At 68.4% G+C, this 15,029-nt stretch carries 17 protein-coding genes and 1 tRNA gene; 8 read left to right on the top strand and 10 right to left on the bottom strand.

Annotated features, from left to right (window positions below):
* Window positions 1-87 precede the first annotated feature (87 nt).
* The 3 genes from SOM10_RS11535 to SOM10_RS11525 all read left to right on the top strand — a co-directional run bounded on the left by SOM10_RS11535 (window position 88) and on the right by SOM10_RS11525 (window position 2,213).
* Window positions 88-1,056, top strand: coding sequence for a DsbA family protein (locus SOM10_RS11535; protein ID WP_053097290.1), 969 nt, complete (start codon window positions 88-90; stop codon window positions 1,054-1,056).
* A 42-nt stretch (window positions 1,057-1,098) separates the two neighbouring features.
* Window positions 1,099-1,171 (top strand) — tRNA-Thr (locus SOM10_RS11530).
* A gap of 88 nt (window positions 1,172-1,259) precedes the next feature.
* A complete protein-coding gene (locus tag SOM10_RS11525) occupies window positions 1,260-2,213 on the top strand; it encodes an aldo/keto reductase (RefSeq protein ID WP_320490061.1) in 954 nt (317 codons plus the stop codon).
* Between the two features lie 26 nt (window positions 2,214-2,239).
* Here SOM10_RS11525 and SOM10_RS11520 read toward each other — a convergent pair whose 3' ends face one another.
* From SOM10_RS11520 to SOM10_RS11495, 6 genes are all read right to left on the bottom strand, one after another.
* Entirely contained in the window at window positions 2,240-2,932 is a 693-nt protein-coding gene (locus SOM10_RS11520) for a response regulator transcription factor (RefSeq protein ID WP_320490060.1), read from the bottom strand.
* The gene (locus tag SOM10_RS11515; protein ID WP_320490058.1) at window positions 2,929-4,194 is read right to left on the bottom strand and encodes a sensor histidine kinase; all 1,266 of its coding nucleotides are present in this window, start codon (window positions 4,192-4,194) and stop codon (window positions 2,929-2,931) included. Before SOM10_RS11515 ends, SOM10_RS11520 begins: the two co-directional genes overlap by 4 nt.
* Window positions 4,195-4,234: 40 nt before the next feature.
* Window positions 4,235-5,044: an ABC transporter permease gene (locus SOM10_RS11510; RefSeq protein WP_053097273.1), complete on the bottom strand. Its 810-nt coding sequence runs from the start codon at window positions 5,042-5,044 to the stop codon at window positions 4,235-4,237.
* Window positions 5,041-5,952: an ABC transporter ATP-binding protein gene (locus tag SOM10_RS11505; protein WP_053097271.1), complete on the bottom strand. Its 912-nt coding sequence runs from the start codon at window positions 5,950-5,952 to the stop codon at window positions 5,041-5,043. Before SOM10_RS11505 ends, SOM10_RS11510 begins: the two co-directional genes overlap by 4 nt.
* A 103-nt stretch (window positions 5,953-6,055) precedes the next feature.
* Window positions 6,056-6,439, bottom strand: a complete 384-nt coding sequence (locus tag SOM10_RS11500; protein WP_285364164.1) for an MmcQ/YjbR family DNA-binding protein — start codon at window positions 6,437-6,439, stop codon at window positions 6,056-6,058.
* Window positions 6,440-6,443: 4 nt separating this feature from the next.
* On the bottom strand, window positions 6,444-7,097 hold the full coding sequence (locus SOM10_RS11495; RefSeq protein ID WP_056279898.1) for an SOS response-associated peptidase family protein: 654 nt from the start codon (window positions 7,095-7,097) through the stop codon (window positions 6,444-6,446).
* A gap of 75 nt (window positions 7,098-7,172) precedes the next feature.
* Here SOM10_RS11495 and SOM10_RS11490 point away from each other — a divergent pair, with 75 nt between their 5' ends.
* Entirely contained in the window at window positions 7,173-8,114 is a 942-nt protein-coding gene (locus SOM10_RS11490) for a DMT family transporter (protein ID WP_320490052.1), read from the top strand.
* 5 nt (window positions 8,115-8,119) lie between these two features.
* Here the strand turns inward: SOM10_RS11490 and SOM10_RS11485 are convergent, their stop codons facing one another.
* Together SOM10_RS11485 and msrB are read right to left on the bottom strand one after the other, a co-directional pair.
* Window positions 8,120-8,668 (bottom strand): nitroreductase family protein, encoded by a 549-nt coding sequence (locus SOM10_RS11485; RefSeq protein ID WP_053097263.1) that lies wholly within the window; start codon window positions 8,666-8,668, stop codon window positions 8,120-8,122.
* On the bottom strand, window positions 8,665-9,069 hold the full coding sequence (msrB, locus tag SOM10_RS11480; protein ID WP_285364169.1) for a peptide-methionine (R)-S-oxide reductase MsrB: 405 nt from the start codon (window positions 9,067-9,069) through the stop codon (window positions 8,665-8,667). Before msrB ends, SOM10_RS11485 begins: the two co-directional genes overlap by 4 nt.
* Before the next feature lie 69 nt (window positions 9,070-9,138).
* Between msrB and SOM10_RS11475 the strand changes: the two genes are divergently transcribed.
* The 4 genes from SOM10_RS11475 to groL all read left to right on the top strand — a co-directional run bounded on the left by SOM10_RS11475 (window position 9,139) and on the right by groL (window position 12,788).
* Window positions 9,139-10,131 carry a DUF2332 domain-containing protein gene (locus SOM10_RS11475; protein ID WP_295101727.1) on the top strand — a complete coding sequence of 331 codons (993 nt, stop codon included), beginning with the start codon at window positions 9,139-9,141 and terminating at the stop codon, window positions 10,129-10,131.
* A gap of 9 nt (window positions 10,132-10,140) precedes the next feature.
* Entirely contained in the window at window positions 10,141-10,398 is a 258-nt protein-coding gene (locus tag SOM10_RS11470; RefSeq protein WP_053097256.1) for a DUF3263 domain-containing protein, read from the top strand.
* Window positions 10,399-10,467: 69 nt separating this feature from the next.
* Complete coding sequence (locus SOM10_RS11465) at window positions 10,468-11,046, top strand: LytR C-terminal domain-containing protein (protein WP_230100374.1); 579 nt, start codon at window positions 10,468-10,470, stop codon at window positions 11,044-11,046.
* Between the two features lie 122 nt (window positions 11,047-11,168).
* On the top strand, window positions 11,169-12,788 hold the full coding sequence (gene groL, locus SOM10_RS11460; protein ID WP_053097253.1) for a chaperonin GroEL: 1,620 nt from the start codon (window positions 11,169-11,171) through the stop codon (window positions 12,786-12,788).
* A gap of 75 nt (window positions 12,789-12,863) precedes the next feature.
* Here the strand turns inward: groL and SOM10_RS11455 are convergent, their stop codons facing one another.
* The gene (locus SOM10_RS11455) at window positions 12,864-13,151 is read right to left on the bottom strand and encodes a WXG100 family type VII secretion target (protein WP_056279906.1); all 288 of its coding nucleotides are present in this window, start codon (window positions 13,149-13,151) and stop codon (window positions 12,864-12,866) included.
* Window positions 13,152-13,276: 125 nt separating this feature from the next.
* On the bottom strand, window positions 13,277-14,974 hold the full coding sequence (locus SOM10_RS11450) for a sensor histidine kinase (protein ID WP_072591604.1): 1,698 nt from the start codon (window positions 14,972-14,974) through the stop codon (window positions 13,277-13,279).
* Between the last annotated feature and the right edge of the window lie 55 nt (window positions 14,975-15,029).

The following is a 15,029-nucleotide window of genomic DNA, read 5'->3' as shown; positions in this document are numbered from 1 at the left end:
ACATCGATCTCGGCCGCTTAACGCGGCGTTCGCCGCCCGAGTGGCGTCCGGGGCCACCCTGCCCCCCTGAGACTGTCTAGAGGAACGATGTCGAGCGACGAGACGCCGAACGTCCCCAGCCCTCGCAATTCGCGTGAGGTCGTGCGGGAGAAGGCACAGAAGGTGCATGCCCAGCAGTCGAGGGCGCGCGTGATGCGACGAATCATCCTCGGCGCGATCGCCGTCGTCGCCGTCGGCGCCATCGGCACCGCGATCACGCTCGCCGTCTCTGCACAGGTCTCGAAGCCGCAGCTCACCCCGGGCGGGATGAATGACGACGGCATCCTCGTCTCCGACATCAGCGCGTCCGCGATGTCCGACGAGACGGTCGCGCCTCCGAGCCCGGAGGAGACCGAGGCGGGTGGCGAGACGACGCCGACCCCGGAGCCCACCACGTCGAGCACGGTCGACATCCACATCTACGTCGACTACCTGTCGCCGGATGCCGGTGAATTCGAGCGCGCCAACGCGCGCCAGCTCGTCAACTGGATCTCGGAGGGTGCGGCGACGGTCACCTACCACCCGGTCGCGCTGCTCACCGCGAGCTCGAACGGCACCAAGTACTCCCTGCGTTCGGCGGCGGCCGCGGCCTGTGTCGCGACGCACTCGCCGGCACAGTTCTACGCGTTCAACCACGACCTGCTCGATGACCAGCCCGAGGTGAACACCGACGGCTTCTCCGATTCTCAGCTGGCCGACATCGCCGGCGCGGTCGGCTCGGACAACGTCAAGAGCGTCCGGTCGTGCATCGAGGATCAGGACTACGTCACCTGGGCGAAGGAAGCCACGTCCCGTGCGCTGGAGGGCCCGCTCGTCGGTTCGGACGACCTCGTGCTGACTGCCGCGCCCATGATCGTCGTGAACGGCGAGGCCTACGTCGGCGCCCTCGACGACCCGAGCGAGTTCTCCCAGTTCGTGCTCACGGTCGCAAGTGACGCGTACTACGCCACCGAGACTCCGACTCCCGCGCCGACCGAGACCACGGAGCCTGCACCTTCGGAGACCCCGGCGCCGTAGTTCGTCGGTGCCCGCCGCCCATCGCTAAGCTGGGTGGTGTCCGCCGACTTGGCGCAATTGGTAGCGCACCGTACTTGTAATACGGGGGTTGCAGGTTCGAGTCCTGTAGTCGGCACCGTCCAGCGGATCGCATCCGCGCCTCCCTCGACGACACAGATCGTCACACGGGAAATAGTGCGAGCAGAGCACACGTTCTCCCCGGTATGACTCGTATCGGAAACAGTGACCTAGACGTCTTCCCGCTCTCTCTCGGAGGCAACGTGTTCGGCTGGACGGCCGACCGTGATGCCTCCTTCGCCGTGCTCGACGCCTTCGTGGCGGGTGGTGGCGATTTCATCGACACCGCAGACGGGTACAGCTCGTGGGTGCCGGGCAACTCGGGCGGCGAGAGCGAGACGATCATCGGTGAGTGGCTCGCGTCACGCAAGCCCGAAGGCGTCATCGTGGCGACCAAGGTGAGCCAGCACCCGGAGTTCTCCGGGCTGTCGGCGTCGAACGTGCGCAGGGCCGCCGAGGCATCGCTCGCCCGACTGGGCGTCGACGCCATCGATCTCTACTACGCGCACTTCGACGATGAGACCGTGCCGCTGGAGGAGACGGTCACCGCATTCGGCGAGCTCGTCTCAGACGGCCTCGTACGCAACGTCGCGGTGTCGAACTACACGGCGCAGCGCATCCGTGAGTGGGTGGAGATCGCCCGTCGCACGGGATCGGCGTCGCCCGTCGCCGTGCAGCCCCACTACAACCTCGTTCACCGCAACGACGTCGAGGAGACGATCATCCCGGTGGCGCAGGAGTTCGGTCTGAGCCTGGTGCCCTACTACTCGCTCGCGAGCGGATTCCTCACCGGCAAGTACCGTTCGACGGCCGTCGAGGGTCAGACCTCGCCGCGCGCCTCCGGTGCGGCCAAATACGCGACGGAGGCGGGGCTGCGCATCATCGACGCTCTCGAGGAGATCGGCGACGCCCACGGCGCCTCGATCGCGGCGACCTCGTTGGCGTGGCTGCGTGCTCAGCCGACGGTCGCCGCCCCGATCGCGAGTGCTCGGACGGTCGAGCAGGTTCCTGACCTTCTCGCCGGAGCGCGATTGGAATTGCGCGGGGACGAGATCGAGACGCTGAACCGCGTCTCCGAGTGGACACCGGCGAAGGCCTGAGGCTGTCGGCCTGTCCTCCGCCCCTTCTAGGAGCCAGAGGACAGGCCGCCGTCGACCAGACCCGTCCTGTGAGCCAGGATCACCAGGTGGATGCGGTCGCGGGATCCCAGCTTCGACAGGATCCTGCCGACATGCGTCTTCACGGTGGATTCGCTGACGAACAGCGCCTGAGCGATCTCCGCGTTCGTGAGGCCGCGCGCGATCTCGACGAAGACGTCGCGCTCGCGGTCGGTGAGGTCTGCCGTCAGGTCCTCGGTCACAGTGGCGGACGCTGCAGGTGTCGCGCCGAGCGTCGGGGTCACATGCTCCAGCAGCATCCGCGTGACCCGCGGTGAGAGGGCCGCGTCACCGCGGTGGATGGCTCGGATCGCCGAGATCATCTCGTGCCTCTGCGCGTCCTTCAGCAGGAATCCGCTCGCGCCGGCGCGGATCGCGCCGAAAGCGTACTCGTCGAGATCGAACGTCGTGAGCACCAGAACACGGGTGTCGGGATGCTCGCGGACGATGGCCTCGGTCGCCGCGATCCCGTCGAGCCCCGGCATCCGGATGTCCATCAGCACGAGGTCGGGACGGAGTCCGGACGCCTGGACGATCGCGTCATGCCCGTCCGCGGCCTCGCCGACCACGACCATGTCGGCCTCGGCGTCGAGCACCATCCGGAAGCCGACGCGGATGAGAGCCTGATCGTCGACGAGGAGAAGCCTGATCGGCTCGGTCATGGTGCATCCTTCGGTTCGAGGTCAGCAGGATCGGCGGGCGACAGAGGCAGCTCGGCGCGCAGCATCCACCGACCGCGTTCGACGGGTTCAGAGGTGATCGTGCCGCCCGAATGCGCGGCACGTTCCACGAGCCCGCGCAGGCCGAACCCGGTCGTGCCGACAGGGCCGGAGACGCCGTCGTTGAGGATCTCGACGATCACCGAATCCGAGGCGTAGATCAGCCTGACCTCGATCGACGTCGCCATCGGCGCGTGCCTCATGGCGTTCGTGACGCCTTCCTGCACGATGCGGCCGAGCGCATGCGACAGAGCGGTGGAGATCGAGGCGGTGCCTGTGACCGAGAGCGTCACCGGAAAACCGGCGCGCTGCGCCACTGCGACCGTCTCCTGCGGTGGCGTCGGCTCGAGAGGTGCCAGGGGGAGTGGTGAATCATCGGCGCGGAGGACTCCGAGCATCGCGCGCATCTCGGTGAGCGCGCTGCGAGCCGTCTCGGCGGCGGAGGACGCCGCCGTTCGCGCCTGCACGGGATCCGGTGTCGCGGCTGCGCCTTCGGACAGGGCGACGATCACCGTGAGCGAGTGCGAGACGATGTCGTGCATCTCGCGGGCGATGCGGGCGCGTTCGCCTGCTGCGGCCAGCTGGGCCTGCTGATCGCGTTCCACGAGCAGCTGGCGGGAGCGGTCGATCACCGCAGCCAGGTAGCGTTTGCGTCCTCCGACATTCACACCGATCAAAGTGCCGATGAGTCCGAGGACCAGCGACATCACGACGGCGTTCGCGGCAATCTGCAGAGTGATGACGCCGGTGAGGGTGAGCGCACCGGCGAGCGCCGCGAGCGATGCGATCGCGATGCCGAAGCCGGTCCACGCCGCCCGCGAAGAGCGGTACACGGCGAGCGAGTAGCAGCTGACCAGCAGGACAGGAGCGCCGATCGGCTGAAGCGCGAAGAGGAACAGGGCTTCGAGTGCGAAAGATGCCACGAACGGCACCAGCGGGTGCCTGCGCCGCCAGAGCAGAGTCGCGCACGTGCCGACCACGGCGGCGGGGACCAGGATCGCCACGCCGATGGCGAGGGGCATCGGAAGATCGCGGGTGATCGCACCAGCGGGAACGAGCGAGAGGAGCAGGCACAGGATCGTGATGACGACGTCGGCGACCACCGGATGCCGCGCCCAGAAACGGCGCAGGACGCCGGGGGGACGCGGCAGCCGCAGCCCCTCGTCCTCGCGGACTGAGGTGCTGCGGCTGATCGGGGTGGTCACCGGCCGACTCTACGCGGATCGGTCATCGGTCGGCTCTCGGTCACGCGTCGCGGGTGCGGAGCACGCCCCACGCGGCGAGCATGCCCGCAGCCACCCAGCCGGCCAGCGTGAGATACGCGACCGGGCCCTCGAGGGCGGCTCCCTCGGGAAGGATCGCACTCTGAGCGGCGGCGACCGGCAGGTAGTTCGCGGTCTCGAGGAGCCACGTCCACGCGTCGCCGGCGATCGTGAAGAAGCTCGCGACGATCGGCAGGACGAACAGCAGGCCGACGGTCGCGGCGATGGCTCCGGCGCCCGAGCGCAGGATGAAGCCGAATGCGACGCCGATGAGAGCGAAGACGGACATGGCAAGCGACGACACGACGATCGGAAGGAGCGATGCCGCCGGATCGGACCAGTCGATGCTCTGATCGCGCGACGCGACGACCGCGGAGACGGCGACAGCTGCGGCTGAGAAGATCACCAGAGACGACACGAACAGGAAGACCGCGATCACGACGGCCTTGGCGGCGAGCACGGAGCCGCGCTTCGGGTTGGCTGCCAGCGTCGAGCGGATCATTCCGGTCGAGTACTCACCCGTCACGGAGATCGCACCGAGGATGCCCGCGAGCAGCATCGTGAACTGGATCGGCATGACCACGGCCTGAATGGGGTCGAAGCCCGGCAGGTCGATCGCCTGAGCGATGAGCACCGCGATGCCGACGGTGAGCACTGCGGCGATGCCGATGGACCACCAGGTGGAGCGAAGCGTGGAGAGCTTGATCCACTCGCCGCGGATCGCGCGGACGAACGTGAGGCGGTGTCCGGTGTCGACGTGCTGGCGCGTGCGGGCAGGAGCCTGGACGGTCATGAGATCTCCTTCGTGCGGTACTCGACCGAGTCGCCGGTGAGCGCCAGATAGGCGTCTTCGAGCGACCCGGTGGTCGGGGTGAGCTCGTGCAGGGGGATGCCGTGTCGAGCGGCGAGGTCGCCGATGCGGGAGGCCGGCAGGCCGACGATGTCGAGAAGATCGGGAGCCGAGCTCACGATCTCGACCGACGGGCCGCCGACCGCTGTGGCCAGATCCGCAGCGCGGGGCGTGCGGACGCGCACGGTGTTCGTCGTCCAGGCGCGGACGAGCTCTTCGAGCGGAGCGTCGGCGAGCACTCTGCCTCGGCCCATCACGATCACGTGATCGGCGGTCTGCGCCATCTCGCTCATCAGGTGGCTGGACAGCAGGACCGTGCGTCCCTCGGACGCCGCGTGGCGCACGAACTGGCGCACCCATCGCACCCCCTCGGGGTCGAGGCCGTTGACAGGCTCATCGAGGATCAGCGTGTGCGGATCCCCGAGCAGGGCCGAGGCGATTCCGAGCCGCTGCCCCATGCCGAGCGAGAACTTCCCGGCGCGCTTGCGGGCGACGGGTGCGATGCCCGCCAGGTCGATGACCTCGTCGACGCGCGACGCGGGGATGCCGTGGGTCGCCGCCATCGCACGCAGATGATTGCGAGCGGTGCGGCCGGTGTGCACCGCCTTCGCGTCGAGAAGCACCCCCACCTCGGTGAGCGGGGCGCGAAGCTTCCGGTACTCCCGGCCGGCGACGGTCGCGATGCCGGACGTCGGCCGGTCGAGGCCGACGATCATGCGCATCGTGGTGGATTTTCCTGCGCCGTTCGGACCGAGGAACCCGGTGACCGTGCCCGGCTTGACCGTGAACGACACGTCCTGGACGGCTGTCTTGTCTCCGAATCTCTTCGTGAGGCCTTCTGCTGTGATCATGTCTACGACGCTATCGACGGCGCCGCAGCCCGCGCGTCCTCCCTGGGTACCGTTCCCCGGAGGCAGCGGGTCATCCTCACGGTGGATGGCCGGTGCGGAATCGTCAGGACGAGGGGCGCCCGAACAGGTCGGGATCCACGGGCCGCTGGGCGCGTGGGAGCTTCTCGACCACCAGACGGTACGACTCCGTGACCAGCTCGGACACGAGTTCCTCGTCGAGTGACGGCCCCGGCATCAGGGTGATCCAGTGCTTCTTGTTCATGTGGTACCCCGGGACGATGTCGGCGAAGGTCTCGCGCAATGCGACCGAGTCGTCGGGATGTGACTTGAGCGTGACCCTCCCGGTCTGGTCGAGAGGGATCAGCAGGAACACGCGTCCGCGCACCTTGTACACGTCCCACTCGGGACCGAACGGGTTCTCCCGCGCCGCGCCCGGCAGCTCCTCTGCACGCTCCGCCGCGGTGGCGACGAGATCCGTCGAATCCATGAGCTCAGAACAGCCGATCCGCGCCCTTGTCGCTCGCGCGCGGCGCGGCGTGCACGCGCTCGTCGAGCGTCGCAGCGGCGAGCAGCGCCTCGTCGATGATGTCCTTCGTGGGCTCGGCGGTGAGCCACTCCTCACTCAGGGACGCGGGGATCAGCAGCGGCATCCGGTCGTGCACGTCCGCGAGGTGCGGAGGAGCCGGGCGCATCACGATCGAGTAGCAGGTGAAGGACTCGCCGTCGGCGGTGCGACCTCTCTGGGTGACCGCGGCCATCCCGAAGAGGGCCCCCTCGTCGACGAGGAACTCGTGCCACACGCGCTCGGGCTTCTTCATCTCGTACCAGCTGGTCGCAGGGACGAGCGCGCGACTCTTCAATCCGCCGGGGCGCTCCTGCAGCCGCTCGGAGCGGGTGTTGATCGACGGGAACTTCGACGGCTCCCCGTTGATGAGGAATCCCCACCACGCCGGCTCGAGCGTCGGAGCGGTGTCGGGCTGGACCACGATCGGATTGAGATTGCGGAGGTTCTTGCCGGTGGGGCGAACGGTCTCGCGGGCATTCTGCTCAGCCCACTCCCGGAGCCCGTCGAGCACGGCCTCGTCGGCCGCTGCGAGGAGTTCGGTGTCGGTGAACCGGGGGTCAAGTCCGTAGCTCGCGCACATGCCGTCAGGGTACGCCCGGCCACGGACATCGTGCACGCTGCGGGAGGAGGATCCTCGCTCGGCTAGGGTCGACAGGTGACCCAGGTTCGTCGTCTCTCCCCGCCCCTCGCGCTCGGCGGAGCAGTCGCGATCGGCGTCATGACGGGTGTTCAGGCGCGGATCAACGGGGTGCTGGGCGTCGAGATCGACAACGGCATCGCGGCCGGTCTCATCTCGTTCTCCGTGGGACTCGCAGCCCTGGCGATCGTGATCGTCTGCCTTCCCTCGGCTCGTCGAGGCGTCGGACGACTGCGCGGCGGCATCCGCGATCGGACCATCCCGTTCTGGATGCTGCTCGGCGGCGCCTGCGGCGCACTCACCGTATCGACCCAGGGGATCACCGCCGGCGTGCTCGGCGTCTCGCTGTTCACGGTCGGCGTGGTGGCGGGACAGACGCTGCACGGCCTCGTCCTCGACAGGATCGGGTTCGGCCCGGCGGGAGTCGTCGCGATCACGCCGGGACGCGTGCTGGGCGGCGCGTTCGCGCTCGCCGCAGTGGGCATCTCCCTGAGCGGGGACGTGCTGGCCACCGCCCCGCTCTGGATGCTGCTGCTGCCGTTCGCCGCGGGTGTCGGCATCGCCTGGCAGGCGGCGACCAACGGCAGGCTGGCTCAGCGCGTGAGGTCGCCCCTCGCGGCCACCTTCATGAGCTTCATCGCCGGCACCGTCGCGCTGCTGGCCGCCGCGGGCATCAGCATCGCCGTGCGAGGAGTGCCCGATGCGCTGCCGACCGAGCCGTGGCTGTACCTGGGAGGATTCCTCGGCGCGGCGTACATCCTGCTCGGCGCCTTCATCGTCGCGCATACCGGCGTGCTGCTGATGGGCCTCGGCTCGGTGCTCGGTCAGCTCGCCACGTCGGTGATCATCGACCTCATCTGGCCCGCGGCCGCGGGGCCGGCGCTCTGGCAGATCGTCGGCATGGTGATCGTCGCCGTGGCATCCGTGGTCGTCGCACTCCCGCGGCGTCGACGCAGCTGAGCGCCCTACTTCTTCTTCGGCTGCGGCATCCGCGTCACGAGTGCCCGGGCGTCGACCGGCTTGCGGCGGCCCGGCTTCTTGCCCTGCGGCTTGCCGCCGACATACAGCCAGCCGAGCAGCTCTTCGTTCTTGCCGATGCCGTGAGCCTTCGCGATGGCCTTCGAGCGCGTGTACCGTCCGGTGCGCCACAGCACGCCCCAGCCGGCCTCGTCGAGCAGCAGGCTGAGCATGTGGGCGACGCCTGACGCGACCGCCTCCTGCTCCCACCGGGGAACCTTGTCGCTCTTGCGATAGCTGGCGACCACGGCGATCAGCAGCGGAGCGCGAAGAGGCTTGGTCGACGGGGACTTGTCACCCTCCGCCTTCGCGATCGCCGCGCCGAGCACCTCGCGGTCGGACCCGCGGAGCTCGATGAGACGCCACGGGCGCAGCGACGAATGATCGGCCACACGACCCGCTGCGGCGACGAGCGTCAGCAGCTCATCGCGCGACGGCGCGTCGTCGGTGACCTTCGACCAGGACTGCCGTGCGCGGACCGCCTCGAGGGCGTTCACGACTCTTCGGGTGTGAAGTTCAGGGCGATGGAGTTCATGCAGTAGCGGTCGCCGGTGGGCGTGCCGAATCCGTCGGGGAAGACGTGACCGAGGTGAGAGCCGCAGCTCGCGCAGCGCACCTCGGTGCGCACCATGCCGAGCGTCGTGTCCTCGATGAGCTGCACCGCGTCGGGGCGGATCGACTCGTAGAAGCTCGGCCAGCCGCATCCGGAGTCGAACTTCGTGCCGCTCTTGAACAGCTCGGCACCGCAGGCGCCGCAGGTGTAGAGGCCCGCTCGGCCCTCGTCGAGAAGCTCGCCCGTCCAGGCGCGCTCGGTGGCGGCTTCGCGCAGCACGGCGTACTGCTCCTCGCCGAGCTCCTCGCGCCACTCTTCTTCGGTCTTGTCCACGCTGTACGACATCGGTCCTCCTGGGGGTCTGATCCATTCTCTCGCGTTCCGAGGCGCTCGGCGCCACGAGACAATGGATCCATGACGGATGCCGTGCAGCAGCGCTACGCGCGTTTCGCCGAGCAGGAGGCGCCGGGGCGCAGCGACCTGTATGTCGAGTGGGCCGACGGTGTCGCCGCCGACTCCGAGGTCCAGGGCGTGCTCGCGCGGATTCCGGAGAACAGACGGCAGCCCCCGCTCGTGTTCGCGGTGACAAGGATGCTGGGCGCCGGCCTCGTCGGCTACGGCGCCTGGCGGTCGTTCGTGATCGCGCGCGCCGATGAGATCGTGGCCGAGTGCACCGACCGGCGTCTGCAGACGAACGAACCTCTGCGTCTCGCGCCGCTTCTGCCCGCGCTGTCGGAGATCGACGGCCCGATCGCGCTGCTCGAGGTCGGAGCCTCCGCAGGACTGTGCCTCTATCCGGACAGGTACTCGTATCGCTTCGTGGGCGCGGACGGGCGGCTGCGCGCGTCGCTCGACCCCGCGGACGGCCCCTCCACCGTGATCCTCGAAAGCCGTGTCGACGGAGCCCTTCCGCCGATGCGGATGCCCGATGTGGTGTGGCGAGCCGGCATCGACCTCGCGCCGCTCGACGCGCGAGACGAGCGTGACCGGCGCTGGCTGCTGGGTCTGGTGTGGCCGGGGGAGGAGGGGCGCGAGCAACGGGTGTCGGCGGCGCTCGACATCGCGGCATCCGCCCCTCCCCACCTCGTCGCAGGCGACGCACTCGAGCAGATCGACGAGCTTGCCGCCGAGGCGCCCCGCGACGCCGCCCTCGTCGTCACGACTCCCGGCGTGCTGGTGCACATTCCCCGTGAGGCCCGTGAAGCCCTCGTCGACCGCATCCGGGGGCTCGGCGCGCGCTGGCTGACCATCGACCCTCCCGCGCTCCTCGACGCCTGGGATCCGCCCGTCGTCGCCGCGGAGTGGCCCGGTTTCGTCGTGGCGCTCGACGGGCAGGTGCGCGCAGCCGCCGACCCACTCGGGCGATGGTGGGAGTGGCGTGCCGGAATCGGCGGGGCGGCGACCTAATCTGATCTCATGCTGGGAGAGCTGAGCGAGCGCGATCGTGCGATCCTCGCGCTGGAGACCGCGTGGCCGCGGCACGGCGGCGCGAAGGAGGAGACCATCCGCGCCCAGCTGGGTATGAGCGCCGCGCGCTACTACCAGCTCCTCGGGCGTCTGATCGAGTCGGAGGCCGCCCTCGAGTACGACCCGATGCTGGTGCGTCGGCTGCGGCGCATCCGCGACTCGAGATCATTCCAGAGAGCCGCTCGCACTCCCGGTTTCGTCGGCTGACTCGCGCATCCGCCACGCGCCGACGGCGCTCGATGCGGATACAGAGGTCGGTGCCGTTAGCATCGAGGGGTGTCAAAGCCCAGCCGAGATCGATTCGACGACGTCCCCCGATCATCCGGACGCGTCGGAGCGCATCGCGCCGAAGCCCCGGGGATGAACGGCTGGGTCGTGCTCCTCTGGTCTTTCGTGGCCGCTCTGGTTCTCATCATCGGCGGCATCTTCGGCTCGCTGGTGGTGATGGGGCGCATCAGCCTCTTCCCGGAGGCCGTCCCCACGGCCAGTCCTGCACCCGTCGAGACCGGAGTCGTCGACGTCACCTACTCGGTGATGATCCTCAACGCATCGCCGGACGAGGGGCTCGACGAGCAGATGCGCGACGTCCTGATCAACAACGGCTGGGCGGCGGACGTCGTGTTCGCGACCGACAGTGCGAGCCAGGACTTCTCGACGACGACGGTCTACTACGTCGCCGACGAGGACGAGCTCGCGGCCATCGGCCTCGCGAACCTCATCGGCGGAGCGCAGGTGGAGCAGAGCGATTTCTACACCGATCTGAACGACACCGGCGCGAAGCAGCTCACGGTGGTCATCGGACTCGATCGCGCGACCACCGCTCCCGAGACTCCCGCAGACACCCCTGCCCCGTAGAGCGCCGCGCGGTCCCTCCCCGCAGCTTGCACTCGATGGGGTCGAGTGCCAGAATGGCGTTAGCACTCTCTCACTCTGAGTGCTAAACCCAACGTCTACGTCCAGGAGGGACGACAAAACTCATGGCAAAGATCATCGCTTTCGATGAGGAGGCCCGCCGCGGCCTCGAGCGCGGCCTCAACATTCTCGCCGACGCCGTCAAGGTGACGCTCGGCCCGCGCGGTCGCAACGTCGTGCTGGAGAAGAAGTGGGGCGCCCCCACGATCACGAACGACGGCGTCTCCATCGCCAAGGAGATCGAGCTCGACGACCCGTACGAGAAGATCGGTGCGGAGCTCGTCAAGGAGGTCGCCAAGAAGACCGACGACGTCGCCGGTGACGGAACCACCACCGCCACGGTGCTCGCCCAGGCTCTGGTCCGCGAGGGTCTGCGCAACGTCGCAGCCGGCGCAGACCCGATCTCGCTGAAGCGCGGCATCGAGAAGGCCGTCGCGGCCATCACCGAGGAGCTCCTCGCCAGCGCGAAGGAGATCGACTCCAAGGAGCAGATCGCTGCGACCGCTTCGATCTCGGCTGCTGACCCTGCCATCGGCGAGCTCATCGCCGAGGCGATCGACAAGGTCGGCAAGGAGGGCGTCGTCACCGTCGAGGAGTCGCAGACCTTCGGCACCGAGCTCGAGCTCACCGAGGGCATGCGCTTCGACAAGGGCTACCTGAACCCGTACTTCGTGACGGACCCGGAGCGCCAGGAGGCTGTCTTCGAAGACGCCTACATCCTCATCGCGAACCAGAAGATCTCGAACATCAAGGACCTTCTGCCCATCGTCGACAAGGTGATCCAGGACGGCAAGGAGCTCGTCATCATCGCCGAGGACGTCGAGGGTGAGGCTCTCGCGACTCTCGTGCTCAACAAGCTCAAGGGCATCTTCAAGTCGGTCGCCGTCAAGGCACCCGGCTTCGGCGACCGCCGCAAGGCGCAGCTGCAGGACATCGCGATCCTCACCGGTGGTCAGGTCATCACCGAAGAGGTCGGCCTGAAGCTCGAGAACGCCACGCTCGACCTGCTGGGTCGCGCTCGCAAGGTCATCGTCACCAAGGACGAGACCACGATCGTCGAGGGTGCCGGAGAGGCAGACCAGATCGAGGGTCGCGTCACGCAGATCCGTCGCGAGATCGAGAACACCGACAGCGACTACGACCGCGAGAAGCTGCAGGAGCGCCTCGCCAAGCTTGCAGGTGGCGTCGCCGTCATCAAGGCGGGCGCGGCAACCGAGGTCGAGCTCAAGGAGCGCAAGCACCGCATCGAGGACGCCGTCCGCAACGCGAAGGCAGCCGTCGAGGAGGGCATCGTCCCCGGTGGTGGCGTCGCGCTGATCCAGTCCGGCACCAAGGCTCTCGACGCTCTCTCGCTCTCGGGCGACGAGGCGACCGGTGCGAACATCGTTCGCGTCGCGATCGAGGCTCCGCTGAAGCAGATCGCCCTCAACGCCGGCCTCGAGCCGGGTGTGGTCGCGAACAAGGTCTCCGAGCTTCCCTCGGGTCAGGGCCTCAACGCGGCTACCGGTGAGTACGTCGACATGTTCGCAGCGGGCATCATCGACCCGGCGAAGGTGACCCGCTCGGCGCTGCAGAACGCAGCATCGATCGCGGCTCTCTTCCTCACCACCGAGGTCGTCGTGGCTGACAAGCCCGAGAAGGCTCCGGCCCCGATGGGTGACCCGTCTGGTGGCATGGACTTCTGATCCATCACTGCTGAACAGAAACGCCCCGACCTCGGTCGGGGCGTTTCTGCGTTCGCGGGCGGTCGAGCCCGTGAGTCAGCGGAACAGGCTCGCTGAGTACTGATCGGCATCCGCGTACTGCGTCGCCGCACTGCCCAGCGAGTGCCCGATGGACTCGAGCACCTGCTCGACGTGCAGCTGGGCTCCTCGCCACTCTTCAGCGCATGACTGGAACGCGGCTGAGGCGGTGCCGACCCACGATGCCTGCAGCTGCGTCAGCTGGGACATGAGCGTCGCAGACTCGGTCTGCAGACGCTCCATCGTGGCCAGTGCGGCTCCTTGGGCGGCACCTACTGCTTCGGTGTCGACGGTGATGACGGACATGGGAACTCCTCTCGTTCGGTTCTCCGACGGTAGGGGAGGGGCGACTGCCGGATGCCGATGCGGCGCGATCGCCCGCAGCCGCTGTGGAGAACCTGCGCGGAGGATTCTCCGTGCAGCAGGAGCCGTCAGATGTCGAGCGGCTCGATCGGCTGGGTGTCCTCGAGAAGATGCGCAGGTGTCGCGCGTGAAGGTGCGAGGGGGAGGGTGACGGTGAACGTCGCTCCGCCGCCGGGCGTCTCCGACACCGCGACGCTTCCGTGCAGCGCCTTCACGATGGACGAGACGATCGCGAGACCCAGGCCAGACCCTCCCGTCTCGCGAGCGCGCGAGGTGTCGGCGCGCCAGAAGCGCTCGAAGATCTGCTCGCGGATCTGCGGCGGGATCCCCTCACCGTGATCGACGATCGCGATGCTCCCCGTGCCTCGCACACGATCTGCGTCGACCACGATCTCGATCGGACTCTCCTCCGCCGAGAAGCGTCGCGCATTGCCCAGCAGGTTCGTGACGACCTGGCGGACCTTGTTCTCCTCGCCGAGCACGATCGGCGGCGTGCGCACGGGGATGTCCGCCGCTTCCGTGAAGTCGATCGCGGGCACGGCTGCACCCGAGTTCCGGGGGCGACGGCGCAGGCGCGCGAGCGTCCCGCGTGAGAGCCCACGGGGTGCTGGCGTCTCCGGAGCGGAGGGAACGACGGGCGTGGAGCGCGTGGTGACATCGATCAGCGGAGCCTCGACGGTGCGATCGACCACGGTCACGGTGCGCGCCGGAGCCGCAGCGCGCAGGTCGAGAGCGGCGTCCCGCGCGATCGGTCGAAGATCGAGGGCTTCGATCTCGGGCTCCCGCTCCTCGTCGAGGCGCGCAAGAGCGAGGAGGTCCTCGACCAGGACGCCCATGCGGATCGCCTCCTTCTCGATCCGCTCCATCGCGCGTGCGGTGTCTTCCTCGCCCTTGATCGCGCCCATGCGGTAGAGCTCGGCGTATCCACGCACGCTCACCAGGGGAGTGCGCAGCTCGTGGCTGGCATCTCCGATGAAGCGCCGCATGTGCTGCACGGTGCGATCTCGCTGCGCGAGCGACGCGTCGACGCGGTCGAGCATCGTGTTGATCGCGCTGTTCAGGCGGCCGACCTCGGTCGTGGGCTCGAGATCGGTGAGACGCTGGGTGAAATCGCCGGCGGCGATCGACATGGCGGTCGACTCGACCTGCCCGAGCCGACGGAATGTCAGCGTCACCAGACCGCGGGTCAGCAGAGCGGCCAGGAAGATCGTGACGAACGCGACCGTGATGTAGATGCCGAAGTACTGGCTGATGATGCGATCCGCGTACTCGAGCGGCATCGCGACGATCTGGATACGCAGCGATCCGTCGCCCTCTCCGGGCACCCGCGCGACAGCGGCGCGGAAGCTCGACCCTTCGGTCCCCTCCATCGTGAACGGCGTGTCCTCGTTCGCCTGCACGTCGAGAGGCGAATAGGTCGCGGGGAAGAGCGGCTGTCCGTTGGCGGAGTTCCCGGTGGTCGTCTGCAGCACGCCCTCGGCGTCGTAGATCGCGACGAAGAAGTCTCGCGGCGAGTCGGTGGGGGTGTAGACGGTCTCGCCGTCCTCGACCGTCACCTCGAAGTAGCGGCTCGCGAGATCCGCCGACACCAGGGCCGGAAGCTGCGCATCGATGTTGCTGATGAGGGAGTTGCGCAGGATCGGCACGGTGCCGATGCCCGCAGCGAGAAGACCCAGCGCGAGCACCGCGACCGTGACGCCCGTCACCTTGGCGCGCAGGCTGATCGACCGCCACCACCGGGTGATCGCGTCAGGCTTGTGCGCCATGCGGACCTCCCTGGAGACGGATGCTGTGCGGCGTCAGCGTGCGGCGGTGTGCCGG

This window comes from Microbacterium sp. CFBP9023, assembly GCF_034045055.1.
Lineage (GTDB): Bacteria > Actinomycetota > Actinomycetes > Actinomycetales > Microbacteriaceae > Microbacterium.
This window is presented reverse-complemented; position numbering and strand designations above follow the sequence as displayed.

Coding starts and splice junctions, on each gene's coding strand:
- SOM10_RS11455 (WP_056279906.1), bottom strand. CDS start 13,151: ATGTCCGTCATCACCGTCGACACCGAAGCAGTAGGTGCCGCCCAAGGA.
- SOM10_RS11450 (WP_072591604.1), bottom strand. CDS start 14,974: ATGGCGCACAAGCCTGACGCGATCACCCGGTGGTGGCGGTCGATCAGC.
- SOM10_RS11470 (WP_053097256.1), top strand. CDS start 10,141: ATGCTGGGAGAGCTGAGCGAGCGCGATCGTGCGATCCTCGCGCTGGAG.
- SOM10_RS11510 (WP_053097273.1), bottom strand. CDS start 5,044: ATGACCGTCCAGGCTCCTGCCCGCACGCGCCAGCACGTCGACACCGGA.
- SOM10_RS11500 (WP_285364164.1), bottom strand. CDS start 6,439: ATGGATTCGACGGATCTCGTCGCCACCGCGGCGGAGCGTGCAGAGGAG.
- SOM10_RS11525 (WP_320490061.1), top strand. CDS start 1,260: ATGACTCGTATCGGAAACAGTGACCTAGACGTCTTCCCGCTCTCTCTC.
- SOM10_RS11505 (WP_053097271.1), bottom strand. CDS start 5,952: ATGATCACAGCAGAAGGCCTCACGAAGAGATTCGGAGACAAGACAGCC.
- SOM10_RS11520 (WP_320490060.1), bottom strand. CDS start 2,932: ATGACCGAGCCGATCAGGCTTCTCCTCGTCGACGATCAGGCTCTCATC.
- SOM10_RS11475 (WP_295101727.1), top strand. CDS start 9,139: ATGACGGATGCCGTGCAGCAGCGCTACGCGCGTTTCGCCGAGCAGGAG.
- groL (WP_053097253.1), top strand. CDS start 11,169: ATGGCAAAGATCATCGCTTTCGATGAGGAGGCCCGCCGCGGCCTCGAG.
- msrB (WP_285364169.1), bottom strand. CDS start 9,069: ATGTCGTACAGCGTGGACAAGACCGAAGAAGAGTGGCGCGAGGAGCTC.
- SOM10_RS11495 (WP_056279898.1), bottom strand. CDS start 7,097: ATGTGCGCGAGCTACGGACTTGACCCCCGGTTCACCGACACCGAACTC.
- SOM10_RS11535 (WP_053097290.1), top strand. CDS start 88: ATGTCGAGCGACGAGACGCCGAACGTCCCCAGCCCTCGCAATTCGCGT.